The organism is Rhodoferax sp. LS1P39 (genome assembly GCF_056521425.1).
In genome coordinates this window covers 23,947-49,672 of record NZ_JBWMAV010000013.1, presented here as the reverse complement: position 1 = coordinate 49,672, position 25,726 = coordinate 23,947, and the positions used below count along the sequence as shown (strand labels likewise).

General features: G+C 60.1%; 22 protein-coding genes, 2 tRNA genes and 3 rRNA genes. 24 read left to right on the top strand and 3 right to left on the bottom strand.

All coding sequences use genetic code 11. The features are described 5' to 3' along the window. Positions 1-6 precede the first annotated feature (6 nt). The 12 genes from fliG to fliR all read left to right on the top strand — a co-directional run bounded on the left by fliG (position 7) and on the right by fliR (position 9,208). Positions 7-1,002: a flagellar motor switch protein FliG gene (fliG, locus tag AC097O_RS18445; protein WP_315190827.1), complete on the top strand. Its 996-nt coding sequence runs from the start codon at positions 7-9 to the stop codon at positions 1,000-1,002. Further along, positions 989-1,726 carry a FliH/SctL family protein gene (locus AC097O_RS18440; RefSeq protein WP_479594337.1) on the top strand — a complete coding sequence of 246 codons (738 nt, stop codon included), beginning with the start codon at positions 989-991 and terminating at the stop codon, positions 1,724-1,726. The genes fliG and AC097O_RS18440 overlap by 14 nt, the downstream gene beginning before the upstream one ends. Next, complete coding sequence (fliI, locus tag AC097O_RS18435; RefSeq protein WP_479594336.1) at positions 1,716-3,140, top strand: flagellar protein export ATPase FliI; 1,425 nt, start codon at positions 1,716-1,718, stop codon at positions 3,138-3,140. The genes AC097O_RS18440 and fliI overlap by 11 nt, the downstream gene beginning before the upstream one ends. A gap of 16 nt (positions 3,141-3,156) precedes the next feature. Continuing rightward, entirely contained in the window at positions 3,157-3,630 is a 474-nt protein-coding gene (gene fliJ / locus AC097O_RS18430; protein WP_479594335.1) for a flagellar export protein FliJ, read from the top strand. Further along, positions 3,620-4,918: a flagellar hook-length control protein FliK gene (locus AC097O_RS18425; protein WP_479594334.1), complete on the top strand. Its 1,299-nt coding sequence runs from the start codon at positions 3,620-3,622 to the stop codon at positions 4,916-4,918. Before fliJ ends, AC097O_RS18425 begins: the two co-directional genes overlap by 11 nt. Positions 4,919-5,058: 140 nt before the next feature. Continuing rightward, positions 5,059-5,628: a flagellar basal body-associated FliL family protein gene (locus tag AC097O_RS18420; RefSeq protein WP_479594333.1), complete on the top strand. Its 570-nt coding sequence runs from the start codon at positions 5,059-5,061 to the stop codon at positions 5,626-5,628. Between the two features lie 22 nt (positions 5,629-5,650). Beyond that, positions 5,651-6,658 (top strand): flagellar motor switch protein FliM, encoded by a 1,008-nt coding sequence (gene fliM, locus AC097O_RS18415; RefSeq protein ID WP_315190808.1) that lies wholly within the window; start codon positions 5,651-5,653, stop codon positions 6,656-6,658. Then, positions 6,645-7,070: a flagellar motor switch protein FliN gene (fliN, locus tag AC097O_RS18410; RefSeq protein ID WP_479594332.1), complete on the top strand. Its 426-nt coding sequence runs from the start codon at positions 6,645-6,647 to the stop codon at positions 7,068-7,070. Before fliM ends, fliN begins: the two co-directional genes overlap by 14 nt. 12 nt (positions 7,071-7,082) lie before the next feature. Continuing rightward, on the top strand, positions 7,083-7,400 hold the full coding sequence (locus AC097O_RS18405; RefSeq protein WP_479594331.1) for a FliO/MopB family protein: 318 nt from the start codon (positions 7,083-7,085) through the stop codon (positions 7,398-7,400). Then, entirely contained in the window at positions 7,393-8,139 is a 747-nt protein-coding gene (gene fliP, locus AC097O_RS18400) for a flagellar type III secretion system pore protein FliP (protein WP_315190799.1), read from the top strand. Before AC097O_RS18405 ends, fliP begins: the two co-directional genes overlap by 8 nt. Positions 8,140-8,151: 12 nt before the next feature. Then, complete coding sequence (gene fliQ / locus AC097O_RS18395) at positions 8,152-8,421, top strand: flagellar biosynthesis protein FliQ (RefSeq protein WP_315190797.1); 270 nt, start codon at positions 8,152-8,154, stop codon at positions 8,419-8,421. A 16-nt stretch (positions 8,422-8,437) separates the two neighbouring features. Further along, positions 8,438-9,208 carry a flagellar biosynthetic protein FliR gene (gene fliR / locus AC097O_RS18390; protein ID WP_479594330.1) on the top strand — a complete coding sequence of 257 codons (771 nt, stop codon included), beginning with the start codon at positions 8,438-8,440 and terminating at the stop codon, positions 9,206-9,208. A gap of 73 nt (positions 9,209-9,281) precedes the next feature. On the opposite strand, the gene AC097O_RS18385 is transcribed toward fliR, so the two are convergent. Both AC097O_RS18385 and AC097O_RS18380 read right to left on the bottom strand, forming a co-directional pair. Next, positions 9,282-9,911, bottom strand: coding sequence for a response regulator (locus AC097O_RS18385; protein ID WP_315190791.1), 630 nt, complete (start codon positions 9,909-9,911; stop codon positions 9,282-9,284). Beyond that, positions 9,908-11,014, bottom strand: a complete 1,107-nt coding sequence (locus tag AC097O_RS18380) for a sensor histidine kinase (RefSeq protein ID WP_479594329.1) — start codon at positions 11,012-11,014, stop codon at positions 9,908-9,910. The genes AC097O_RS18385 and AC097O_RS18380 overlap by 4 nt, the downstream gene beginning before the upstream one ends. A gap of 182 nt (positions 11,015-11,196) precedes the next feature. Here AC097O_RS18380 and AC097O_RS18375 point away from each other — a divergent pair, with 182 nt between their 5' ends. The 7 genes from AC097O_RS18375 to AC097O_RS18345 all read left to right on the top strand — a co-directional run bounded on the left by AC097O_RS18375 (position 11,197) and on the right by AC097O_RS18345 (position 17,519). Next, positions 11,197-11,643: a hypothetical protein gene (locus tag AC097O_RS18375; protein WP_315190786.1), complete on the top strand. Its 447-nt coding sequence runs from the start codon at positions 11,197-11,199 to the stop codon at positions 11,641-11,643. A 53-nt stretch (positions 11,644-11,696) separates the two neighbouring features. Then, the gene (locus AC097O_RS18370) at positions 11,697-12,059 is read left to right on the top strand and encodes a response regulator (RefSeq protein ID WP_315190784.1); all 363 of its coding nucleotides are present in this window, start codon (positions 11,697-11,699) and stop codon (positions 12,057-12,059) included. 27 nt (positions 12,060-12,086) lie between these two features. After that, the gene (locus AC097O_RS18365; RefSeq protein WP_479594328.1) at positions 12,087-14,216 is read left to right on the top strand and encodes a chemotaxis protein CheA; all 2,130 of its coding nucleotides are present in this window, start codon (positions 12,087-12,089) and stop codon (positions 14,214-14,216) included. A gap of 38 nt (positions 14,217-14,254) precedes the next feature. Next, positions 14,255-14,737 carry a chemotaxis protein CheW gene (locus AC097O_RS18360; RefSeq protein ID WP_315190777.1) on the top strand — a complete coding sequence of 161 codons (483 nt, stop codon included), beginning with the start codon at positions 14,255-14,257 and terminating at the stop codon, positions 14,735-14,737. 13 nt (positions 14,738-14,750) lie between these two features. Continuing rightward, complete coding sequence (locus tag AC097O_RS18355; protein WP_479594327.1) at positions 14,751-15,605, top strand: CheR family methyltransferase; 855 nt, start codon at positions 14,751-14,753, stop codon at positions 15,603-15,605. Positions 15,606-15,695: 90 nt separating this feature from the next. Further along, the gene (cheD, locus tag AC097O_RS18350) at positions 15,696-16,406 is read left to right on the top strand and encodes a chemoreceptor glutamine deamidase CheD (protein WP_479594423.1); all 711 of its coding nucleotides are present in this window, start codon (positions 15,696-15,698) and stop codon (positions 16,404-16,406) included. A 12-nt stretch (positions 16,407-16,418) separates the two neighbouring features. Next, positions 16,419-17,519 (top strand): protein-glutamate methylesterase/protein-glutamine glutaminase, encoded by a 1,101-nt coding sequence (locus tag AC097O_RS18345; RefSeq protein WP_479594326.1) that lies wholly within the window; start codon positions 16,419-16,421, stop codon positions 17,517-17,519. Between the two features lie 61 nt (positions 17,520-17,580). Here the strand turns inward: AC097O_RS18345 and AC097O_RS18340 are convergent, their stop codons facing one another. Then, on the bottom strand, positions 17,581-19,488 hold the full coding sequence (locus AC097O_RS18340; RefSeq protein ID WP_479594325.1) for an ATP-binding cassette domain-containing protein: 1,908 nt from the start codon (positions 19,486-19,488) through the stop codon (positions 17,581-17,583). A 649-nt stretch (positions 19,489-20,137) separates the two neighbouring features. Between AC097O_RS18340 and AC097O_RS18335 the strand changes: the two genes are divergently transcribed. From AC097O_RS18335 to rrf, 5 genes are all read left to right on the top strand, one after another. Next, positions 20,138-21,674 (top strand): 16S ribosomal RNA (locus tag AC097O_RS18335). 123 nt (positions 21,675-21,797) lie between these two features. Next, positions 21,798-21,874: transfer RNA gene (locus AC097O_RS18330), tRNA-Ile, on the top strand. 27 nt (positions 21,875-21,901) lie between these two features. Further along, positions 21,902-21,977, top strand: a tRNA-Ala gene (locus tag AC097O_RS18325). A gap of 400 nt (positions 21,978-22,377) precedes the next feature. Next, positions 22,378-25,259, top strand: a 23S ribosomal RNA gene (locus AC097O_RS18320). Between the two features lie 143 nt (positions 25,260-25,402). Next, positions 25,403-25,515: ribosomal RNA gene (gene rrf, locus AC097O_RS18315) — 5S ribosomal RNA — on the top strand. The 16S, 23S and 5S rRNA genes sit together here with 2 tRNA genes alongside, the layout of an rRNA operon. Positions 25,516-25,726 lie beyond the last annotated feature (211 nt).

Below are 25,726 nucleotides of genomic sequence, written 5' to 3'. Positions count from 1 at the left end.
AACCCCATGGACGAACAAGGTCTTACCGACGCGGCTATTTTTCTGATGTCTCTGGGCGAGGAGGAGGCCGCCGAGGTCTTCAAACACCTGTCGCCCAAAGAAGTGCAAAAGCTGGGCGAAACCATCGCCAAAACCAAGGTGGTCACCCGCGAGAAGGTGGACGAGGTGCTGGTGCGGTTTACCGCCGCGGCCGCAGCCCAGAGCCTGCTGGTCAACGACACGGCCGACTACGTCAAGGCCGTGCTGCGCCGGGCGCTGGGCGACGACAAGGCCTCGCTGCTGATCGACCGCATTTTGCTGGGCGGCGACGTATCGGGCATTGAAAGCCTGAAGTGGATGGACCCGCTATCGGTAGCCGAGCTGCTGCGCAACGAGCATCCGCAGATCGTGGCCGCCATCCTGGTGCACCTGGACTACGAACAATCCGCCGCCGTGCTCAAGCAGCTCACTGAGCGCCAGCGCAACGAAGTGCTGCTGCGCGTGGCCACGCTGGAAGGTATCCAGCCCACGGCCTTGAAAGACTTGAACGAAGTGCTGTTCAAGGTGCTGGCCGGTGGCGACAAGATCCGCAAATCCTCGCTGGGCGGGGTCAAGGCGGCGGCCGAGATCATCAACTTGCTGGGTGCCAATATCGAGGGCACCGTCATCGAATCCATCAAGGGCTTCGACTCCGACCTGGCGCAGAAGATCGTGGACAAGATGTTTGTTTTCGACGATGTGGCCAAGCTGGACAACAAATCGATCCAGATGGTGCTCAAGGAAGTGGCTTCCGAAACCCTGGTCGTGGCCCTCAAAGGCGCTTCGCCCGAGCTCAAGGAGAAAATCCTGGCCAATATGTCCAGCCGTGCCGCCGAATCCATGCGCGAAGACCTGGAATCGCGCGGGCCCATGCGCCTGTCCGAAGTCGAAGCGCAGCAAAAAGAAGTGCTCAAAATTGTGCGCCGCCTGGTAGACGAAGGCCAGGTGGTGCTGGGCGGAGGAGGCGACGATGGTTTTGTCTAACAACCGCAGTTCCTCCCGCGCCCACTCGCGCTTCATTCGCAGCGAAGAGCTGGGCGAGGTGTCCGAGTGGCGCTTTGGCGCGGTCGGCCCCCTGGTGCCCACCCCGCTGGACCTGCTGCCCGAACCCGAACCCGAGCCGGAACCCGTAGAGCCCGAGGAGGTCCGCCTGGACCGCGCCTGGGCCGATGGCCACGCCGCCGGTCTGGCCCAGGGCCAGGCCGAAGCCACTCTGGAAGGCAACCAGAAGCTGGATGATTTTGTGCAAAACCAGGGTGTGGAGACCGCACAGCACCTGGCCGACATGCTCACCGCCATGCAGACCCGCCTGGCCCAGTTGGAGCAAGACATGGCCCAGCAGGTGCTGGCCCTGGCCTGCGGGCTGGCGCGCCAGGTGGTGCGCCGGGAGCTGAGCGTGGAGTCCGTTGCCCTGGAGCCGGTCATCCGCGAAGCACTGGGCATGCTGGTGATGGACGGCAAAGCCGCCGTCATCAAGCTGAACCCCCAGGATTGGGAGGTGCTGCAAGCCCCGCTGAAAGCCGCCTTCCCCCTGCCTACACTTACCTGGCTGGCCGATATGGCGGTAGAGCGCGGCGGCTGCCTGGTCGAATCGGGCGGCACCGTGATCGATGGCACGCTGTCCAAGCGCTGGGAGCGGGCCGTGGCCAATCTGGGCCTGGCCTCGGCCTGGACAGATGGCGATGTGGATGCCGAAGATGCCAGCTGACCACTCCCCGGATACCCAGGTCTGGCCCCAGTTTCTGGCCGATGCGCAGCAGCGCGTGGACACCGGCAGCACCCTGGAAGTGCGCGGTACCCTGACCCGCCTGGCGGGTTTGGTGCTGGAGGCCGCAGGCGTGCGCAGCGCCGTGGGTTCGCAATGCCTGGTGTCCATGCCGGGCCGGCCTTCGGTGCTGGTGGAAGTGGTGGGTTTCTCCAACGACAAAGCCTTTTTGATGCCTGCCGGTGACGTGCACGGCCTGCGCAGTGGGGCCAGCGTGGTGCCTGCGCCGCCGTTTGTGTCGGTACCGCGCCTGGGCGATGCCCGGCGCGACAAGGCCGCCGGGGTGGCAGGCGTGTTGCGTTTGCCGATTGGCGACGGCCTGCTGGGCCGGGTGGTGGATGCCCAGGGCGCACCGCTGGACCATGGTGGCCCCATCCGCAACGTGCGCTCGCAGCCGCTGGACCGCAGCCCCATCAATGCCATGGACCGCGACCCGGTGCGCGAGCCGCTGGATACCGGCGTGCGCGCCATCAACGGCATGCTGACCGTGGGGCGTGGCCAGCGCATCGGCCTGTTTGCGGGCTCGGGCGTGGGCAAAAGCGTGCTGCTGGGCATGATGGCCCGCTACACCCAGGCCGACGTGATCGTGGTCGGCCTGATCGGCGAGCGAGGCCGTGAAGTCAAGGAATTTGTGGAAGACATTCTGGGCGCGGATGGCCGTGCCCGCTCGGTGGTGGTGGCCGCCCCGGCCGACGCGCCGCCGCTGCTGCGCCTGCAAGGGGCCGCCTACGCCACTGCGGTGGCTGAGTATTTCCGCGGCAAAGGCCAGCACGTGCTGCTGCTGATGGACTCGCTCACCCGTTTTGCCATGGCCCAGCGCGAGATTGCCCTGGCCATTGGCGAGCCCCCGGCCACCAAGGGCTACCCGCCCTCGTGCTTTGCCAAGCTGCCGCAGCTGGTGGAGCGCAGCGGCAATGGCCTCAACGGCGTGGGCTCGATCACCGCCTTCTACACCGTGCTGACCGAGGGCGACGACCAGCAGGACCCGATTGCCGATGCCGCCCGGGCTATTCTGGACGGCCACATCGTGCTGTCGCGCTCCCTGGCCGAGGCCGGGCATTTCCCGGCTATCGACATCGAGCAATCCGCCTCGCGGGTGATGCACAACGTGGTCAGCCCGGCGCACTTCGAGGCGGCGCGGCGCTTTCGCATGGTCAACTCGCGCTACCAGAAGGGCCGCGACCTGGTGCAGATTGGCGCCTATGCCGCAGGCTCCGACCCCGGGCTGGACGAAGCCATCCGCCTCAGCGGCGGCATGGCGGCGTTTTTGCAGCAGGGCATGTATGAAGCATCGCCCTTGCCGCGCAGCCTGGCCGAGATGGAGCAGAGTATTTCCAAAGCTGCAGGTGCGCGATGACTAGCCGGAAATGCGTATGTCGCTTTTAAGAACCCTGGCCTTGGCGGTGGAGGTGGCCATGCGCAAGCGCGACGCGGCCCACCGCGCGCTGGGCCAGGCGCAGCAAAAATACATCGCCGCGCACGACCAGCTGACCCAGCTGGAAACCTATGCGTCGGAGACCGAAACACGCTGGATGACGCAAGCCCAGACCTGCGCCCTGCCCGAGCTGATGCAGCACCACTACCAGTTCATGGACCGTCTGGCGCAGGCCATTCAGATGCAGCTGGGTATCCTGGCGGACAACGCCCGCTGGGTCGAGGCCGCCAAAAAGCAGCTCGCCGACACAGAGATCCGCGTGGCCACCCTGCAGCAGGTGTGCCGCAACAAACAACTGGAAGCCGACCGGCTGCAAAACCGCCGTGAGCAAAAGCAGATCGATGAATTTGCGGCGCAGCGGTTTGGCAAATCCATAGACCAACAATTTGGCGAGGACTCCCATGGCCATTGAATCCGTTCCCGTGGCCCTGGTCCCCACCAAGGCCGTTGCATCCGTGGCAGGGCCTGGCACCGGCAAGCCCACCGCCAAAAACCAGGCTGCCGACAAGGCCGCCAAAGACTTTCGCAATCTGCTGGAAGGTCTGGAGGCGGCAGTGGATACGCCTGCCGATGCCGCAGTGCCCGATGCTCCCATGGCGGGCGATACATCCGCTGGCCTGGAGAAACCGCTGGATGGTGCCCAGCCTCCCGTGGCGGGCACCACCAGTGCCGATGCCGCGACCTGGATGGCCGCGTATTTGCCCCCGGTGCCTGTTCCGGTTCCGCTGGCGACTCCCGTGGCCACCGCTACATCCGCGGCTACGAACGCAGTGCAAGGCCCCGACGCGCCGGTGCTCGCCGTGAAACCCGATGTTGCCGGGGTACCAGATACCAAAGCCGCGCCGACCAGCCTTACCGCCACTACGGCAACCAACACCCCGCCGCCCGCCGCAGTGCCGGATGCGCGGGCCCAGTCGATCAGCCTGGCCAACTATGCGTCGGTGTTTGAGCAAATCCAGAGTCGGCTGGCGGCCAGCGGCACGGCTGCGCAAGAAGGTGCCGGATCGGGCTCCAAAGGCCTGGCCAAGCCGGTGTTGGGTACGGCGGCTGCCGATGCGCGTGCCGACCAGGTAGCCAGCGTGGCCCGTGGCAGCGTGTGGACCCTGCCGGTGACCGAGGCCGCCGCCTTGCGGGCCAGCACGGGTGCCACCGAGGCCATGCAACTGGCCCTGCGCGACACCGTCGACCCTCGCGAGAGTCTGGTAGCCGACAAATTGCCCGAGGGCAGCGTGGGTCAAAACCATTTCACTCCCACCGTCCATTTCGAGAGCGCCACCGCCAGCGTGGATGCCAGCCAGCCCGCGCCCGAGGCGGCTGTGGCCGACCAGGTCAGCTACTGGATATCGCAAGGCATCCAGAACGCCGAGCTGACCTTCGAAGGGGCCGATGCCCAGCCGGTGCAGGTCAGCATCAGCCTGTCGGGCAACGAGGCACATGTGGAGTTCCGTACCGACCAGATGGAAACCCGCGACCTGCTCACCGGCTCGGCTGCGCATTTGAAAGACTTGCTGCAAAGCGAGGGCATGGTGCTGTCGGGCCTGTCGGTGGGGTCGTCGGGTGCCGGTGGAACCAACGCACGCGAGCGCCGTGCGCCCTCGGAGGTGCCGCAAAACACCGCCCGGCCTGCGCCCGAAGTGGCGGCCGTGCGGCCCAGCGCGCCCAAAGGGTCTTCGGGGCGGTCGGTCGATCTGTTCGTCTAGCCTGCTGAGACAGGCGAATGCGGCGGTTTTGCACCGCTTATCTGGCTATTATCAGATCCGTCCGGGTGAATAATCCGGGCATAGGCTTCGAATTGATGGCGAACGTGGGCTGCAATCTGCCCCACCCGGAAGGAATTATTGTGTCTGCACCTGCTGCCGCTGATGCGTCTGCGCCCCCCAAGGCCAAGGGCAAGAAAATGCTCGTCATTATTGTGGCGGTCGTGCTGCTGCTGGTTCTGGGCGGTGGGGGCTGGTTCTTTTTCCTGCGCCATCCGGCCGGTGAAGAGGGCGAAGAGGGCGCGCCTGCGGCCCATGCGTCTGCCAAGCCCACTACACCTCCCGTGTTTTTGCCCATGGACAACATGGTGGTGAATCTGGCGGATGCCGGTGGCGAGAAATTTGTCCAGGTGGGCATCACCATTGCGGTGCAAGACCTGAAAACTTCCGATGCCGTCAAGGCCAATTTGCCCACCATCCGCAGCGGGGTGCTGCTGTTGATTTCGCAGCGTACCTCCGATGAGCTGCTGACCAAGGAGGGCAAGGAGAAGCTGGCCCGCGAAATCCTGCGCGAGGTGTCCACGCCCTTGGGCTACGAGGTGGAAGACGAAGAGGTCGAGGAAGACCCCGCACCCAAAAAGAAGGCCAAAAAGAAGGCGGTCGCCGCCAGCCCGATCCTGAACGTGTTGTTCTCCAGTTTCATCATCCAATGACACGCCACCATGGAGTAACTTCATGAGTGAATCATTTCTCTCCCAAGAAGAAGTCGATGCCCTGCTCGAAGGGGTCACCGGCGAGAGCCAGAAAACGGTAGAAACCGTTTTCGAGACCGGAGAAATCCGCAACTACGACATCTCCAGCCAGGAGAAGATCGTCCGGGGTCGCATGCCGACCATGGAGATCGTCAACGAGCGTTTTGCCCGCAACTTCCGCATCGGCTTGTTCAACTTCATCCGCCGCAGCCCCGAAATTTCGGTGGGCACGGTGCAGGTGCAGCGCTACAGCGCGTTCTTGCGCGAGCTGGCGGTGCCCACCAATTTCAACATCATGGCCATCCGCCCGCTGCGTGGCAGTGGCCTGATCGTCTGCGAGCCCTCGCTGGTGTTTGGCGTGATCGACACCTTGTACGGCGGTGTGGGCAAGTTCCAGACCCGCATTGAAGGCCGCGAGTTCTCCATGACCGAGCAGCGGGTGATCAACCGCATGGTCGATGTGATTTGCACCGAGTACAAAAAGGCCTGGCACGGCATCTACCCGCTGGAGCTGGACTACCAGCGCTCGGAAATGCAGCCGCAGTTTGCCAACATCGCCACGCCCAGCGAAATCGTGGTGTCCACGGTGTTCCAGCTGGAGATTGGCGACATCACCGGCGCCATCCACATCTGCATGCCCTACGCCACCCTGGAGCCGATCCGGGATGTGCTGTACTCCAGCACACAGGGCGACTCGGTCGAGGTGGACCGCCGCTGGATCACGCTGCTGAGCCGTGAAATCCAGTCTGCCGAGGTCACGCTGGTGGCCGAACTGGCCCGGGCCGATGCCACGGTAGAGCAGCTTTTGAGCATGAAACCCGGCGACTTCATCGAGCTGGAGCGCGAGCCGCGCATCCGGGCCTCGATCGGGGGCGTACCGATATTTGACTGCCAGTACGGAACCCACAATTCCAAGTATGCGATCCGCATTGAAGAATGCCTGCGCAAGGAAGATGGCAATCACCAGGGAGAAATGAATGGCAACGGATAAGAAAACAGAAGACGAAGAAGACCCGATGGCCGCCTGGGCCGAGGCCCTGGAAGAGCAGAAGGTGGCCGAGGCCAAGCCCGAAGACACCAGCCAGGGCGGCCCCCTGTTTGGCAGCAGCCCGACATCTAAGGACAAAGACCTGGGCTCCAATGACATCAACATGGTGCTGGACATCCCGGTCACCCTGTCGGTGGAGCTGGGCCGCACCAAGGTGCCGATCAAATACATCCTGCAACTCGCGCAGGGCTCGGTGGTGGAGCTGGATGCGCTGGCGGGCGAGCCCATGGACGTGCTGATCAATGGCTACCTGATCGCCCAGGGCGAGGTGGTGGTGGTGAATGACAAGTTCGGTATCCGCCTGACCGACGTGGTCACGCCGTCCGAACGGCTCAAACGCCTCAGCAAAGGCTGATCCGCCATGGTCATGGGGCAGACTTTGCTGCTGGTGGTGTTGTTTGTGGCCGCCATGGCCATGTTGCCGCTGGCCATCAAATGGATACAGCGCCGCGCCCAGGGGGGCGGGGTGGCTGCGCCGGGCAATGCCCGCGTGGTGTCTGCCGTAGGCGTGGGTCCGCACCAGCGGGTGGTGACGGTGGAAGTAGGCCCCGAAGGCGCGCGGACCTGGCTGGTGCTGGGCGTGACCGCGCAGGCCATTACCTGCCTGCATACCGCGCCGGTTCCGGCAAGCCCTTCTTATGCCGCCGTGGCCGCCAAACTGGAAGACGGGAGTTCGCATGTTTAAGCGCCTGCGCTGGGGGCTGCTGGCACTGGCCAGCCTGGGCCACGCCCCGGTGTTTGCCCAGGCAGCGGGCACCTTGCCGCTGCTGATTGGCTCTGGCGGGCAGGGCGTTAACTACTCGGTGCCGATCCAGACGCTGCTGTTTTTTACCTCGCTGTCGTTTTTACCGGCGATTTTGCTGATGATGACGGGCTTTACCCGCATCGTCATCGTGCTGTCTTTGCTGCGCCAGGCGCTGGGCACGCAGTCGGCACCGCCCAACCAGATCGTGATTGGCCTGTCGCTGTTCCTGACCTTTTTTGTCATGGGCCCGACCTTTGACCGGGTCTACAAAGAGGCCTACGCCCCCTATACCGCCAATGCCATCAGTTTCGAGCAGGCGCTGGAGAAGGGCGAAGCCCCGGTGCGCCAGTTCATGCTCAAGCAAACCCGGCAGTCCGACTTTGCGTTGTTTGCCAAGCTGGCCCGGCTGGAGCCCAGCGTGACGGCAGAGACGGCCCCGCTGCGGGTGCTGGTGCCTGCGTTTGTGACCAGCGAGCTGAAGTCGGCGTTCCAGATTGGCTTCATGATCTTCATCCCCTTTCTGGTGATCGACATCGTGGTGGCCAGCGTGCTGATGTCGCTGGGCATGATGATGCTGTCGCCGGTGCTGGTGGCATTGCCGTTCAAGCTGATGCTGTTTGTGCTGGCCGACGGCTGGAACCTGCTCATCGGCTCGCTGGCCGCCAGTTTTGTGCAATAGCCGGAGCACGCCATGAACTCGCAAATGGTATTGACCGTGGGGCAAGAGGCCTTGTGGCTACTGCTGATGGTGTCGGCCCCGATCCTGGTGACGGTGCTGGTGGTGGGCCTGCTGGTCAGCGTGTTCCAGGCCATCACCCAGATCCACGAGGCCACGTTGTCCTTTGTGCCCAAGCTGATTGCCTGCATGCTGGTGTTTGCACTGGCCGGGCCGTGGATGCTGGCCACGCTGGTGGACTACATCCGCCGCACCATCGAATCCATTCCGACGCTGGTCTTGTAGCAGCGGGCGGCTGGCGGTGTTTACCTTTTCCGAAGCCCAGCTCGCGGAGTGGCTGTCGCCCATCCTCTGGCCATTCTTGCGGGTGCTGGCCATGTTCAGCGTGGCCCCGGTGTTCTCGCTCAAATCCATTCCGCAGCGGGCCAAGATCGGCCTGGCTTTTTTTGTGGCCCTGGCCGCCCAGGCCAGCCTGGCCAACCAGCCGCAGATCAGCATCAACAGCCCGGAGGCATTTGGCGCGGTGGTGCAGCAGGTGGGGGTGGGCATGTCCATCGGCTTTGCGGTGCGGCTGGTGTTTGCGGCGGTGGAACTGGCGGGCGAACTGGTGGGTTTGCAGATGGGGCTGAACTTTGCCTCATTTTTCGACCCCGGCAGCAACACCCAGATCAGCGCGGTGGCCCGCTTTATGGGCCACATGTCGATTCTGTTGTTTGTGGTGATGAACGGGCACCTGATCGTGCTGATGGCCGTGGTCAAAAGTTTCGACAGCTTTCCGGTGGACGGCAACTTCCTGGAGGTGCTGGCCCAGGTCAAGCTCTACACGCTGGGCACCCAGCTGTTTGCCAGCGCGCTGTGGATGGCCTTGCCCATGGTGGCCATGCTGCTGTTCGTCAACCTGACCATGGGCGTGATTTCCCGCGTGGCCCCGCAGATGAATATCTACGCGATTGGCTTCCCGGTCACGCTGACCATGGGCCTGGTCGGGGTGACCGTGACCTTGCCGATGATGGACCAGCCGGTGATGGCGCTGATGGAGCGCGCCATCGACCTGTTCGCATCCAAGCGCTAGCATTTTTACGCATTTTTTCAGGCATGAAATCAGCTTTTTGTGCTTATGGAATGAGCGTGAGAAGCTATGATTTTTAGACCAAATTATTGCGAATTGCGTATACGGTAAGTTCGGCGTTGTTGGCCAGCTTGAGCTTTTCCAGCACCCGCGTGCGGTACACGCTGACGGTCTTGGGGCTGAGCAGCAGCTCTTCGGCAATGTCGGACAGGCGTTTTCCCGAGGCAATTTTCAGCAGGGTCTGCATTTCGCGCTCGGACAGGGCGGCGTGCGGCACCTCCAGCACCGGCTTGGACAGGCTTTCCACCAGCATCTGCGCCACCTCGGGGGTGACGTATTTGCGCCCCTGCATCACGGTGCGCACGGCCAGTACCAGCTCTTCGGGGTCGCCCGCCTTGTTCAGATAGCCCTGGGCTCCGGCGCGCAGGCAACGGATGGCGTACTGGTCTTCGGGGAACATGGACACGATCAGCACCTTGATGGGCGAATGCGTTTCTTGCAGGCTGGCCAGCACCTCCATGCCGCCGCGGCCGGGCATGCTCAGGTCCAGCACCAGCACGTCGCAGGCGGCGGTGCGCAGCAGTTCGCGCACCTCGGCATAGCCCGAGGCTTCACCGGTGACCTGGATGTCCACCGCCTCCGACAGCATGTCGCGGATGCCACGCCGGACCATGGCGTGGTCGTCGCATAACACTACGTGGATCATGGGGTGCTTTCGGGGGAGGTGTCCGGCACAAGCGGCACCGACAGGATGATGGAAGTGCCCACGCCGCCGCGGTTGCTGATGTCCAGCCAGCCGCCCACGGTCTTGGCCCGCTCGTGCAGGCCGCGCAGCCCGAAGGCCTTGGGTTTGTCGAGCAGCTCCTTGGTCAGGCCGCGGCCGTTGTCGGTGACTTCCAGCGTTAGCACGCCTTCGCCATCGGTGAGCTCGATGCTGACCGCGCTGCATTCGGCATGCTTGGAGATGTTGGTCAAAGCCTCCTGGGCAGTCCGGTAGGCCACCAGCTGGATGGCTTTGCTGGCGCTGAACTGCTCAATCGTGGCGTGGAAGCTGGTGGCAATGCCGGTACGCTTCTGGAAGCTTTGCGCCAGCCACTGCACGGCGGCGGTGAGCCCCTGGTCCAGGATGGGCGGGCGCAGGTTCAGCATGATGCGCTGGCTGGCCCCCAGGGCATGCTGCAGCATCTCCAGCGCCGAGCCCAGGTGCGCGGCGGACGGCGCGTCCTTGTGGTGGCGTGCCAGCCAGGCCAGGTCCAGCTTGACGGCGGCCAGCGAGCCGCCGATATCGTCGTGCACCTCGCGGGCAATCGCGGCGCGCTCTTGTTCGATCGAGCTTTGCAGGTGCTCGGCCAGCTCGGCCAGGCGGCGTTCGGAGGCGGCCAGTTCGGCATCCGCGCGCTCCTTGGCCTGGCGTACCTCGCGCACCTCGATGGCACGGGCAATCACGTGCGCCAGCTTGTTGATGTCGTCCTTGAGCAGGTAGTCGCTGAAGCCCAGGCGGATGGCATCTACCGCCGCCGATTCGCCAATGGCACCCGACAGCAGTACAAAGGGCGGTTGCTGGGCCTGCTGCTGCAGCGCGTGCCAGGCATCGATGGCGGTAAAGCCCGGCAGCCGGTAGTCGGCCAGAATCAAATCAAACGGCGTGCTGCCGCCGGTCAACTCCGTGAAGGCCGCCAGCGTTTCCACCCGCTGCAGGGTGCAGGCCAGGCCTTGCTTTTGCAGTGCCCGCACCACGATCTGGTGGTCGATGGCCGAGTCTTCCAGGTGCAGGATCTGGATGGCTTTGTGCTTCTGCCACGGGCTCATGTGCGCTCCTGAGCGCGGCTGGCGTGAGCTACATAAAAGGCGGTTGTCAGCATGGTAGGCGTGGAGATGCAGGGGGATAGCAGTCGATTTATCAGATTGTTCGTAACAGGATGTGAAATAGAATTAACATTCGTGCAAACGAGGCAATTTGTCTTAGGCTTTCCTGCAGCGACGGAGAATACATGCAAACAGAGCCAACCCCACCGACAGGACCTGTAGTGCAACTGCCGGTCATGCTGGTCGCTGAGTTGCAGGATTCCCTGATGGTGGTGATGCACGATTTGAGCCGTTTGGAAAGCCTGCTCAGCCACACTATGGACAATTTGATGTCCCGTTTCAACAGTGTGAACCTGGGGCTGCAGGGGGCGGCTTTGCCGGATACGGTGGCCATGGACAATGTGCGCAGCGACCTGCGCGCCGCCGTGACCGAGCTGCAATTCCAGGACATGGCTTCGCAATTGATCGTGCATACCACCTTGATGCTGCAGGGTTGCGCATTCCGCCTGGCATCGGAGACCATGGGGCAGGACGAAGGCGAAGAGCCTGCACCGTATGCGGCCATGGTGCCTGACCGCCCCAACCCGGTGACCCAGAGCGAAATGGACGCGGGTTCCATCGAGCTTTTCTGACATGCCGGCCCCCCACAATTTACGCGCGTTCTCATCTTTAGCTGGAGCTTTTCATGCATTCGATTCTTGCCGTTGACGACTCACCCTCGATGCGAAAGATGGTCTCCTTCACCTTGACCGGGGCGGGCTACCAGGTCATCGAAGCGGTGGACGGGCAGGATGCTTTCGAGAAGGCCCAGTCGCATTCCATCGACCTGGTGCTGGTAGACCAGAACATGCCCCGGCTGGACGGCATCGGCCTGACCCGTCTGCTGCGCGAGCACCCCAAGTACAAGACCATTCCGATCTTGATTTTGACCACCGAATCCAGTGACCAGATGAAGCAGGCAGGGCGCAGCGCCGGTGCTACGGGCTGGCTGGTGAAACCCTTCGACCCCACCCGGTTGATTGAGGTGATCCAGAAAGTCATCCGCTGAACCCCGGCACCCCAAGGAGCACAACATATGGCTGAGACACATACCGACAGTTCGGGTTCAGGCGCAGACTTTGACCTGACCCAGTTCTACCAGATCTTCTTTGAAGAAGCAGGCGAAAACCTGGACCAGATGGAGCAGATGCTGCTGGATCTGGACCTGGCCAATACCGACGACGAAGAGCTCAACGGCATCTTCCGTTGCGCCCACTCCATCAAGGGCGGGGCCGCCACCTTCGGCTTTTCCGATGTGGCCGAGCTGACCCATCAGATGGAGTCGCTGCTGGACAAGCTGCGCCGCCATGAGCTCAAGCTGATCCCTCCCATGGTGGATGCCCTGCTGGAATCGGCCGACTCCTCGCGCAGCCTGCTGGCGCGCCACCAGGCGGGTGGCGAGGGCGAGGCCATCAATACCTCGGCCTTGGTCAAGCGCATCAGCGTGCTGGCCTCGGGTGCCGCTCCTGCGGCCGCTCCGGCCCCCGCACCCGCACCCGTGCCTGCGCCCGCCCCGGTGGTGGTGGCTGCCCCGGTTGCGGCCCCTGTCGCGCCGGTGGCCCCTGCCGAACCCCGGGCCCCGGGCACGCGCTCGCTGGTGATTCAGATTGGCCCGCTGGACAAGCCGGACCAGGCCGATGCAGTGAAAGAGCTGTTCCGCGACATTCCGGGCCTGGGCACAGTGACCACCCTGCCCAGCGAAAGCGCCGACACCCGCGTGTTCGCGGTGGAGACCACGTCTACCGACGATGATTTGCTCGACCTGTTTGTGTTCCACGTGTCCAAGGACGTGGTGCGCATCCGCGATCTGGATGCCGAAGCCCCCGCGGCTGCTGTCGCCGAAGTGGCCGCTCCGGAGCCCGCTGTGGCCGCGCCCACCGTGTCGGTGGAAGAAGAGTACGGTTTCTTCGCTGGTTCGCCCGGCCACCCTGGCGAGCACCCCGTGGCTGCTCCCGCTGCCGTGGCCGCCAAGGCCGAAAAAGCCGCCGGCCAGACCCCGCTGGAGGCCACCACCATCCGGGTCGACATCAAAAAGGTCGACCAACTGATCAACCTGGTCGGCGAGCTGGTGATCACCCAGGCCATGCTGGCGCAAAACAGCCAGGGCCTGGAGCCCGCCATGCACCAGCAGCTGTTTGCCGGACTGGCCGACCTGGACCGCAATACCCGCGACCTGCAAGAGTCGGTGATGTCGATCCGCATGATCCCCATGTCCATTGTGTTCAGCCGCTTCCCGCGCATGCTGCGCGACCTGGCCAACCGCCTGAACAAAAAGGTGGACTTTGTGACCCAGGGCGAATCCACCGAGCTGGATAAGGGTCTGGTTGAGAAGATCACCGACCCATTGACCCACCTGGTACGCAACAGCTGCGACCACGGTATCGAAATGCCCGAGGAGCGGCGCGCTGCGGGCAAGCCCGAAAACGGCACCATCACCCTGTCGGCTGCGCACCAGGGCGGCTCCATCGTGATCGAGGTGCGCGACGACGGCAAGGGCATGTCGCGCGAGAAAATCCTGCGCAAAGCCCGCGAACGCGGCTTGGACGTGAGCGACGCCATGAGCGATGCCGAGGTCTGGCAGCTGATTTTTGCGCCCGGCTTCTCCACCGCCGACGTGGTGACCGATGTGTCGGGCCGGGGCGTGGGCATGGACGTGGTGAAGCGCAATATCGCCTCGCTCAATGGCACGGTCGATATCGAATCGGTCGAGGGTCTGGGCATGAAGGTGTCGGTGCGCTTGCCGCTGACCCTGGCCATCATGGACGGTATGTCGGTCAGCGTGGGTGACGAGGTCTACATCCTGCCGCTGTCGTCGGTGGTCGAGTCCTTCCAGGTGAATGACGAGTCGGTGAGCACCGTGGCCCAGGGCTCGCAGCTGGTGAAGGTGCGCGAGGAATACATGCCGGTGATTGCGCTGGAGAAGATCTTCCAGGTGCCGATTGCCGATGCCGAAAAGGCCAACAACATCATGGTGGTGGTCGAGTCCGAAGGCAGCCGCGTGGCCCTGCTGGTCAACGAGTTGCTGGGCCAACACCAGGTGGTGGTGAAAAACCTGGAGTCGAATTACCGCAAAGTGTCCAACGTGTCGGGTGCCACCATCATGGGCGACGGCAAGGTGGCGCTGATTCTGGACATTGGTGCGCTGGTGCGCCGCTCGCGGCACTAAGCCGCGGTTCATACAAGTTGACGTTGAAGGAGATGGTTATGGGAGCAATGGAACGTTCGGGGGCTTTGGCCACCACCGCAGCCAGAGAGTATTTGACATTCCGCCTGAGCCAGGAAGAGTACGGCATCGATATCCTGAAAGTGCAGGAAATTCGCGGCTACGAGCCACCCACCCGTATCGCCAACGCCCCGTCCTTCATCAAAGGGGTGGTGAACCTGCGCGGCACGATCGTGCCCATCGTGGACATGCGGCTCAAGTTCAACTGCTCCGAGGCCGAGTACAACAGCTTTACCGTAGTCATCATCCTGAATTTGCGCAGCCGCATCGTCGGCATCGTGGTGGATTCGGTCAGTGATGTGCTGGAGCTGCAACCCGAGAGCGTGAAAGCCGCGCCCGACATCGACAGCATCGTGGACAACAGCTGCATTCTGGGCCTGGGCTCGGTCAGCGACCGCATGCTGATCCTGCTGGACATCGAGCGCCTGATGTCCGGGGCCGACATGGGCCTGTCGGCCGACTGAGTACCACCGCTCCATGCGCCCATCCCCTGCTGTCGCCCACACCGGTCCTGCGCTGGAGGGCCGCGAATTCGTCTGGACCGATGCCGACTTCGAGCGCGTGCAGTCCCTGATCTACAAGCACGCCGGTATCAAGCTGCACGACGGCAAGCACGCCATGGTCTACAGCCGCCTGTCGCGGCGGCTGCGCGACACCGGACACAACAGTTTTCGTGACTACCTGGGCTGGCTGGAGCACTCTACCGACGGGCCGGAGTGGCAGGAGTTCGTCAACGCGCTCACCACCAACCTCACGGCCTTCTTCCGCGAACAGCACCACTTCGAGATTTTGGCCACGCTGTTCAAGTCCAAGCCCGCCAGCACGCCCTGGAACGTGTGGTGCAGCGCATCGTCTACCGGCGAAGAGCCGTATTCCATCGTGATGACGGCGCTGGAGAACCTGGGCCCTAGCCCTTCCTTCAAGCTCACCGCCAGCGACATCGATTCCAAGGTACTGGCTTCGGCGGCCCAGGGCATCTACCGGCTGGAAAACCTCAAGGGCCTGGACCAGGGGCGGATGCAGAAATTTTTGCTGCGCGGCAAGGGCGACAACGCCGGGCTGGTGCGCATCCGGCCCGAGTTGCGCCGCATGATCGATTTCATCAGCGTCAACCTGATCCGCGACGACTGGCCGTTTCGCGAGCCCTTCGACGTGGTGTTTTGCCGCAATGTGATGATTTACTTTGACGCGGCCACCCAGCGCGCGGTGCTGGAGCGTATCCACCGGGTGATGAAGCCTGGGGCCACATTGTTTGTCGGCCATGCCGAAAATTTCAGCGAATCGCGCGATCTCTTCATCTTGCGGGGGAAGACCAGCTATGAACGTTGCTAACCCATTCCTTCGCGAGCCGTTCGGCTTTGGCGTGCGCACTTAAACACTATGGATATCCCCAGAACCACGGGCCCCACGCTGTACCAGCGCATGGCGGCGGGCACGCTCCCTGCCGGAGCCGATGGTGATCGCCGCCGGGCCTCCCGGGTCGGGGGGCTTCCGACCGGGCGGCCCGCCAGCGAGCGCCATAGCACGATTGACGAACTCAAGGCCCGTCCGCGCAAACCGGGGGAGGCCTCGTTCTTCTATCCCGACCACCATTTCCAGTACAACGCCGTCAAGGTGTTACCGGGCGAGTACTTTGTGTCGGACGAGGACCTGGTCATCATGACGGTGCTGGGCTCCTGCATCGCCGCTTGCCTGTGGGACACGCGGGCCCAGGTGGGTGGTATGAACCATTTCATGCTGCCCGATGGCGAAGACGGCATTGGCGCGGGCCGCTACGGGTCGTATGCCATGGAGTTGTTGATCAACGAGATGCTCAAGATTGGGGCACGCCGCGAAACCATGCAGGCCAAGATTTTTGGTGGTGGCCAGGTCATGTCCAACTTCACCACCATGAACGTGGGTGAGCGCAACACCAAGTTTGTCATCGACTACCTGCAAACCGAGCGCATTCCGCTCTTGTCGCAAGACGTGCTGGATATTTATCCCCGCAAGGTCTGCTTTTTCCCCACTACCGGCAAAGCCATGGTCAAACGGCTGGCACACGCCCACCCCGACCAGGCCTCCAACGAGCGGCGCGGCAATGTGGCCACGGTGGTGCAATCTACGTCCGGCGGTTCGGTCGATCTGTTTTAAGTGCGTGCTGCGATGAAGAAAATCCGTGTACTGGTGGTAGACGACTCGGCGCTGGTGCGCAGCCTGTTGACCGAAATCATCAACCGCCAACCCGATATGCAGTGCATAGGCGCGGCCAACGACCCGCTGATCGCCCGCGAAATGATCCGCGACCTCGACCCCGACGTGATCACCCTGGACGTGGAGATGCCGCGCATGGACGGCATCGATTTTCTGGGCCGCCTGATGCGCCTGCGGCCCATGCCGGTGGTGATGATTTCCACCATGACCGCCCAGGGGGCCGAGGTCACCCTGCGCGCCCTGGAGCTGGGTGCGGTGGACTTTGTGGCCAAGCCCCGCATCGGCCTGGCCAATGGCTTGCGCGACTTGGCATCTGAAATCGTGGACAAAGTGCGTGTGGCGGCGGTGGCCAAGTTCCGCCGCCCCTTGCTGCCCACGGTGTCCGCGCCTGGCACGGCGGTGGTGCCACCGGCTGCGGCGGTGCGCTCCACCAATGCCTTGATCGGCCGTGTTTCGACCGAAAAGATGATTTGTATCGGCGCATCCACCGGCGGCACCGAGGCCATCAAGGACATTCTGGTCTGCATGCCGGCCGACTCGCCCGCCATCGTCATCACCCAGCACATGCCGCCGGGCTTTACCACCAGCTTTGCCGCGCGCCTGAACAGCCTGTGCCAGATTACGGTCAAAGAGGCCTCGCATGGCGAGCGCATCCTGCCCGGCCACGCCTACATCGCGCCGGGCGGCAAGCAGTTCCGCATCAACCGCAGCGGGGCCAACTATGTGGCCGTGGTGGAGGAGGGGGAACCGGTGAACCGCCACCGGCCTTCAGTGGAAGTGCTGTTTCTGTCTTGCGCCGAGATGGTCGGCCGCAACGCCTACGGCATCATGCTCACCGGCATGGGCAACGACGGGGCCCGCGCCATGCGCGAAATGCACGACAAGGGCAGCTACAACTACGTGCAGGACGAAGCCAGTTGCGTGGTCTTCGGCATGCCGCGCGAAGCCATTGCCCACGGAGCAGCCGACGAGGTGCTGCCGCTGGACAAAATCGCCCCGGCCTTGCTGGCCAAGCTGGGTGCCAGTGGCGACCGTTTGCACAATCGAATTTAAGTATCAAATAGGCCACTCGCGCTTATGGAATAAGCGTGAGCAGCTATTTAAAATATAGCGATCAGGCGCTCAGCATTTCCCAGCGCTCCAGCGCCGCCAGCAGTTGCTCGTCGATATGCGCATTGCGCTGGCCCAGGGTGGCGGCGCGTGCAGCATCCGTGGTGTAGAGGCTGCCATCGGCCAGGGTGGCAGTGATGTCGGCTTGCTCTTTTTCCAGCGCCGCAATCTGCTCCGGCAGGCCGTCGAGCTCGCGTTGCTCCTTGAAGCTGAGCTTGCGGGCCTTGGTGGCCACTGCGGCCGTCACTGGCTTTTGCTCTGTATTTGATAGCTTCTCCTGCCCTTCTGATGGGCGCTGGGGCGTGTTTTTCCTATTGGTTTCGGCAATCAGCTTGGCGCGCTTGCTCTGGATCAGCCAGTCCTGCACGCTACCCTCGTACTCGCGCCAGAAGCCGGGCCGTTCCTCGGGCTCGTGGGCAATGATGCTGGTGACCACGTTGTCCAGAAAGGCCCGGTCGTGGCTGACCAGGAACACCGTGCCATCGTAGTTCTGCAGCAGGTCTTCCAGCAGTTCCAGGGTGTCGATGTCCAGATCGTTGGTCGGCTCGTCCAGCACCAGCACGTTGGCCGGGCGGGCAAACAGGCGCGCCAGCAGCAAACGGTTGCGCTCGCCACCCGACAGCGAGCGCACGGGGGAATTGGCGCGCGCCGGAGAGAACAAAAAGTCGCTCAGGTAGCTTTTGACGTGTTTGCGCTGGTTGCCAATCTCGATCCATTCGCTGCCGGGGCTGATGAAGTCTTCCAGCGTGGCATCCAGATCGAGCGCGTTGCGCATCTGGTCAAAGTAGGCTACCTGCAGGTTGGCACCTTGGCGGATCTTGCCGCTGTCGGGCTGGATTTCGCCCAGGATCAGCTTCAGCAAAGTGCTCTTGCCTGCGCCGTTGGCCCCCAGAAAGCCGACCTTGTCGCCACGCAGAATCACGTCGCTAAAGCCCTGCACGATGACCTTGTCGCCAAAAGCCTTGCTCACATTGGTCAGCTCGGCCACGATCTTGCCGCTGGATTGGCCCGAGGCCACATCCAGGTTGACGCTGCCCTGGGCATCGCGGCGGGCGGCGCGGCTGGAGCGCAGCGCTTCCAGGCGCACTACGCGGCTCTGGCTGCGGGTACGGCGCGCGGCCACACCCTGGCGGACCCAGATTTCTTCCTGCGCCAGCAGCTTGTCGGCCTTGGCGGAGATTACGGCTTCTTGTGCCAGCTGCTCTTCTTTTTGCAGTACGTACTGCTCGAAGTTGCCGGGGTAGGAGTTGAGCTTGCCGCGGTCGAGTTCCACAATACGGGTCGCGACGCGGTTCAGGAAGCTGCGGTCATGGGTGATGGTGATCAGGCTGCCTTTGAAGTCGATCAGCAGGTCTTCCAGCCACTCGATGGAATCCAGGTCCAGGTGGTTGGTGGGTTCGTCGAGCAGCAACACATCGGGCTTGGCCACTAGCGCCTGGGCCAGGGCCACGCGTTTTTTGGTGCCGCCCGACAGGGTGCCGACAATCGCTTCGGGGTTCAAATGCAGGCGGTGCAGGGTTTCTTCGACGCGCTGCTCCCAGTTCCAGGCATCAAACGCCTCGATCTGCGACTGCAAGGCATCCAGATCAACGCCATCGGCCCCGGACAAATACAGGTCCCGCGCCGCAATCACGCTGGCCAGGCCCACGCTGGCGGATTTGAACACCGAGTCCTCCGGGTCCAGTACCGGTTCCTGGGCCACGTAGGCAATGCGCAGACCTTGCTGCACATGCATCGCGCCGTCGTCAGGCTTTTCCAGCCCGCCCAGGATCTTGAGCATTGACGATTTGCCCGCTCCGTTGCGGCCAATGAGACCCACACGCTCCGTGGTTTCAAGGGAAAAAGCGGCTTTATCGAGAAGTGCGACGTGTCCAAAAGCCAGTTGGGCGTCGAGTAGGGTAATGAGTGCCATGTTGGGGGGATTATCCGGCCTACGGGTTTCACCCCTTGGTAGATAGGTCAGGAGGAGTTGCACTCTCTATATAGGAGGTGCATGGCTGCGGCCTGTTCCCAGGGGGCCATAGGCCGCGCCACCATGGCTTTTGTTGGTGTGTTCAACTTTAAAGTGCCGACCGGTCAGGTGTCGATGCAAACCGTGCTAAAGTCGAGGGCTGCACTGATAACGCACAGCAATGTGCAGGATGCGAAAGCAAAGTCAGCAAGTAGCAGATGTTTCGGATACAGGTAAAAACCAGTATATAATTCGAGGCTCTGCTGAATACGGTAACGTTAAGGTTTACTCCAAAACGCGCCGCGGCAGATAAGCAAGAAGTTTAAAGATTTTTGCGGCAAGCTCCAAAAAGCATGCTAGAATACAAGGCTTCGCTGATCACAGCGAGTTGGACAAAGTGGTGTAAAAGCTGCGATGTTGATCCTTAAAAATATACAGCCGATAAGCGTGGGCGTTTGAATGCGATTGCCAAGTTCTTCGGAACTAGTGCTTAGCACTACAAACGCTCATGAAGTAAAAGAAGATGTGAATATCAGAAATGAAGTTCATGTCAATTCCAATTTATGAGTGGCCCCTGGTGGTAAAAGTCAGGGGCAAAAAATTCAAGATCGAACTATAGAGTTTGATCCTGGCTCAGATTGAACGCTGGCGGCATGCCTTACACATGCAAGTCGAACGGCAGCACGGGAGAAATCCTGGTGGCGAGTGGCGAACGGGTGAGTAATATATCGGAACGTGCCCAGTCGTGGGGGATAACGCAGCGAAAGCTGTGCTAATACCGCATACGATCTCTGGATGAAAGCGGGGGACCTGCAAGGGCCTCGCGCGATTGGAGCGGCCGATATCAGATTAGCTAGTTGGTGGGGTAAAAGCCCACCAAGGCGACGATCTGTAGCTGGTCTGAGAGGACGACCAGCCACACTGGAACTGAGACACGGTCCAGACTCCTACGGGAGGCAGCAGTGGGGAATTTTGGACAATGGGCGCAAGCCTGATCCAGCAATGCCGCGTGCAGGATGAAGGCCTTCGGGTTGTAAACTGCTTTTGTACGGAACGAAACGGTCTGCCCTAATACGGTGGGCTAATGACGGTACCGTAAGAATAAGCACCGGCTAACTACGTGCCAGCAGCCGCGGTAATACGTAGGGTGCGAGCGTTAATCGGAATTACTGGGCGTAAAGCGTGCGCAGGCGGTTATATAAGACAGATGTGAAATCCCCGGGCTCAACCTGGGACCTGCATTTGTGACTGTATAGCTAGAGTACGGTAGAGGGGGATGGAATTCCGCGTGTAGCAGTGAAATGCGTAGATATGCGGAGGAACACCGATGGCGAAGGCAATCCCCTGGACCTGTACTGACGCTCATGCACGAAAGCGTGGGGAGCAAACAGGATTAGATACCCTGGTAGTCCACGCCCTAAACGATGTCAACTGGTTGTTGGGTCTTCACTGACTCAGTAACGAAGCTAACGCGTGAAGTTGACCGCCTGGGGAGTACGGCCGCAAGGTTGAAACTCAAAGGAATTGACGGGGACCCGCACAAGCGGTGGATGATGTGGTTTAATTCGATGCAACGCGAAAAACCTTACCCACCTTTGACATGTACGGAACTCGCCAGAGATGGCTTGGTGCTCGAAAGAGAGCCGTAACACAGGTGCTGCATGGCTGTCGTCAGCTCGTGTCGTGAGATGTTGGGTTAAGTCCCGCAACGAGCGCAACCCTTGTCATTAGTTGCTACATTTAGTTGGGCACTCTAATGAGACTGCCGGTGACAAACCGGAGGAAGGTGGGGATGACGTCAAGTCCTCATGGCCCTTATAGGTGGGGCTACACACGTCATACAATGGCTGGTACAAAGGGTTGCCAACCCGCGAGGGGGAGCTAATCCCATAAAACCAGTCGTAGTCCGGATCGCAGTCTGCAACTCGACTGCGTGAAGTCGGAATCGCTAGTAATCGTGGATCAGAATGTCACGGTGAATACGTTCCCGGGTCTTGTACACACCGCCCGTCACACCATGGGAGCGGGTTCTGCCAGAAGTAGTTAGCCTAACCGTAAGGAGGGCGATTACCACGGCAGGGTTCGTGACTGGGGTGAAGTCGTAACAAGGTAGCCGTATCGGAAGGTGCGGCTGGATCACCTCCTTTCTGGAAACTGCAATCAAATTTGAATGCCCACACTTATCGGTTGTTGGAAGGTTGTCGCTAAGGCAATTTTGAGGAAAAGATCGTTGATCTAATTCTTAGAGTTGATCGCAGAGCGACCGGCTTGGGTCTGTAGCTCAGTTGGTTAGAGCACCGTCTTGATAAGGCGGGGGTCGTTGGTTCGAAACCAACCAGACCCACCATCCATTCAACAACACTGCCGTTTTTGTGGGGGTGTAGCTCAGCTGGGAGAGCGGCTGCTTTGCAAGCAGTAGGTAGCGGGTTCGAGTCCTGTCACCTCCACCAATCATTTGGTGCTTATATATTCAACACCAAAGTGGCTTTAAAAGAGGCTACTTTGTTGTTGATCAATATCTATTGATCGATATAAATTAACTTGAAAAGGTTAATCGGCTGTTCATTAAAAATTCATAGAGTTTAATCAGCGTTGCTAGCCAAATAGCTACCTCTGGGAAACTGCACATTCGTAAAGGTTTAGTGCAGACCGTGCCCGGTGGTGGTGGTTAGTGACAAATTTTTGATTGCGTCAAAACGAATGTTCAGACTTTAGTTTGAAATTCAAAATTAACGATGAAGGCTCGAAAGAGCTGTAGTTGTTTACGGCATAACGCGATTGGTGAAAGACCAATCAGACATTCCTTGAAGACAATAGAGATGTTTCTGTAAGGAGACGTCAAAGTTATAGGGTCAAGTGAATAAGAGCATGTGGTGGATGCCTTGGCAATGATAGGCGACGAAAGACGTGATAGCCTGCGATAAGCTTCGGGGAGCTGGCAAATTAGCTTTGATCCGGAGATTTCTGAATGGGGAAACCCACCCTTAGGGGTATCGCATGATGAATACATAGTCATGCGAGGCGAACCGGGTGAACTGAAACATCTCAGTAGCTCGAGGAAAAGACATCAACCGAGATTCCGAAAGTAGTGGCGAGCGAAATCGGAAAAGCCTGTTAGTGATAGCGCGACTGTTAACGGAATAGCTTGGAAAAGCTAGCCATAGCGGGTGATAGCCCCGTACGTGAAAACAGACGCGTGGTACTAAGTTAACGACAAGTAGGGCGGGACACGAGAAATCCTGTCTGAATATGGGGGGACCATCCTCCAAGGCTAAATACTCATCATTGACCGATAGTGAACTAGTACCGTGAGGGAAAGGCGAAAAGAACCCCGGGAGGGGAGTGAAATAGATCCTGAAACCGCATGCTTACAAAAAGTAGGAGCCTTGAAAGGGGTGACTGCGTACCTTTTGTATAATGGGTCAGCGACTTACATTCAGTGGCAAGCTTAACCGAATAGGGAAGGCGTAGGGAAACCGAGTCCGAATAGGGCGATTCAGTCGCTGGGTGTAGACCCGAAACCAAGTGATCTATCCATGGCCAGGATGAAGGTGCGGTAACACGCACTGGAGGTCCGAACCGACTAGTGTTGCAAAACTAGCGGATGAGCTGTGGATAGGGGTGAAAGGCTAAACAAACTTGGAAATAGCTGGTTCTCTCCGAAAACTATTTAGGTAGTGCCTCAAGTATTACCGTCGGGGGTAGAGCACTGTTTTGGCTAGGGGGTCATGGCGACTTACCAAACCAATGCAAACTCCGAATACCGACGAGTACAGCTTGGGAGACAGAGCACCGGGTGCTAACGTCCGGACTCAAGAGGGAAACAACCCAGACCGCCAGCTAAGGTCCCTAAAATTGGCTAAGTGGGAAACGAAGTGGGAAGGCTAAAACAGTCAGGATGTTGGCTTAGAAGCAGCCATCATTTAAAGAAAGCGTAATAGCTCACTGATCGAGTCGTCCTGCGCGGAAGATGTAACGGGGCTAAGCCAGTTACCGAAGCTGCGGATTTGCAATTTATTGCAAGTGGTAGGAGAGCGTTCTGTAGGCCTGTGAAGGTGGCGGTGTAAACCCTGCTGGAGGTATCAGAAGTGCGAATGCTGACATGAGTAGCGTTAAAGGGGGTGAAAAGCCCCCTCGCCGTAAGCGCAAGGTTTTCTACGCAACGTTCATCGGCGTAGAGTGAGTCGGCCCCTAAGGCGAGGCAGAGATGCGTAGTTGATGGGAAACAGGTCAATATTCCTGTACCGATGTGTAGTGCGATGTGGGGACGGAGAAGGTTAGCTCAGCCAACTGTTGGATATGTTGGTTCAAGCCTGTAGTCGTGCCTGGTAGGTAAATCCGCCGGGCTTAGATGAGGGGTGATAACGAGGCTGCTTGCAGCCGAAGTGAGTGATACCCTGCTTCCAGGAAAAGCCACTAAGCTTCAGCTACACACGACCGTACCGCAAACCGACACTGGTGCGCGAGATGAGTATTCTAAGGCGCTTGAGAGAACTCAGGAGAAGGAACTCGGCAAATTGACACCGTAACTTCGGAAGAAGGTGTGCCTCTAGTAGGTGAAGTCCCTTGCGGATGGAGCCCAACGGGGTTGCAAAAAATCGGTGGCTGCGACTGTTTATTAAAAACACAGCACTCTGCAAACACGAAAGTGGACGTATAGGGTGTGACGCCTGCCCGGTGCTGGAAGATTAAATGATGGGGTGCAAGCTCTTGATTGAAGTCCCAGTAAACGGCGGCCGTAACTATAACGGTCCTAAGGTAGCGAAATTCCTTGTCGGGTAAGTTCCGACCTGCACGAATGGCGTAACGATGGCCACACTGTCTCCTCCTGAGACTCAGCGAAGTTGAAATGTTTGTGATGATGCAATCTCCCCGCGGAAAGACGGAAAGACCCCATGAACCTTTACTGTAGCTTTGTATTGGACTTTGAACAGATCTGTGTAGGATAGGTGGGAGGCTTTGAAGCAGGGTCGCTAGATCTTGTGGAGCCAACGTTGAAATACCACCCTGGTGTGTTTGAGGTTCTAACCTAGGTCCATTATCTGGATCGGGGACAGTGCATGGTAGGCAGTTTGACTGGGGCGGTCTCCTCCCAAAGCGTAACGGAGGAGTTCGAAGGTACGCTAGTTACGGTCGGACATCGTGATGATAGTGCAATGGCATAAGCGTGCTTAACTGCGAGACTGACAAGTCGAGCAGATGCGAAAGCAGGACATAGTGATCCGGTGGTTCTGTATGGAAGGGCCATCGCTCAACGGATAAAAGGTACTCTGGGGATAACAGGCTGATACCGCCCAAGAGTTCATATCGACGGCGGTGTTTGGCACCTCGATGTCGGCTCATCTCATCCTGGGGCTGTAGCCGGTCCCAAGGGTATGGCTGTTCGCCATTTAAAGAGGTACGTGAGCTGGGTTTAAAACGTCGTGAGACAGTTTGGTCCCTATCTTCCGTGGGCGCTGCAGATTTGAGGAAGCCTGCTCCTAGTACGAGAGGACCGGAGTGGACACACCTCTGGTGTATCGGTTGTCACGCCAGTGGCATTGCCGAGTAGCTAAGTGTGGAAGAGATAACCGCTGAAAGCATCTAAGCGGGAAACTCGTTTCAAGATGAGATCTGCCGGGGCCTTGAGCCCCCTAAAGAGTCGTTCAAGACCAGGACGTTGATAGGTCGGGTGTGGAAGCGCAGTAATGCGTTAAGCTAACCGATACTAATTGCTCGTGCGGCTTGACCCTATAACTTTGATTCCAAGCAATTGGATTCAAGGACTAGTTATGCCAAGTGACGCATTCAAAAACATATCCGGTGCGATGCCGGAGCTGATTAAATCTCTATGAATTCGTTGCCCTGACGCATGTCAGGGTGGCAACAAGTTATGCCTGATGACCATAGCGAGGTGGTACCACTCCTTCCCATCCCGAACAGGACAGTGAAACGCCTCTGCGCCGATGATAGTGCGGGTTCCCGTGTGAAAGTAGGTCATCGTCAGGCTATTACAGCAAGAAACGCCCAGTCCAGCGGACTGGGCGTTTTCTTTAGTACTTGCATCAAGCGCTAAAGAAAACGCAAAACGTTTTAAGGTGTGCCAAAAAGCATGCTAGAATACAAGGCTTCGCTGATCACAGCGAGTTGGACAAAGTGGTGTAAAAGCTGCGATGTTGATCCTTAAAAATATACAGCCGATAAGCGTGGGCGTTTGAAT